At 37.6% G+C, this 221-nt stretch carries 1 pseudogene; it reads right to left on the bottom strand.

Annotated features, from left to right (window positions below):
* Positions 1-115: 115 nt before the first annotated feature.
* Positions 116-221, bottom strand: a pseudogene (locus WFH18_RS18330) (IS5/IS1182 family transposase); the annotation flags it as partial.

Below are 221 nucleotides of genomic sequence, written 5' to 3'. Positions count from 1 at the left end.
TACTCGTCCTAGAAAAGCGTTAGATTGGCTTACACCATTAGAGAAATTTGCTCAGCTTGTTGATTATCATAAGACTTTTCAAACTGTCGCACCTCATGTTTGAATTCGCCACATTTCAAGTATAGAATTTACCCGATAAAGGTAGCCAAATAAATATACAAGCTAATGCAACTGCCCCCTCATAGCTACACTTTAGCTTATCATATCGTGTTGCTATTCCT

It is taken from the genome of Acinetobacter sp. USHLN143, from assembly GCF_037145695.1.
GTDB classification, from domain to species: Bacteria; Pseudomonadota; Gammaproteobacteria; order Pseudomonadales; family Moraxellaceae; genus Acinetobacter; species Acinetobacter fasciculus.
This window is presented reverse-complemented; position numbering and strand designations above follow the sequence as displayed.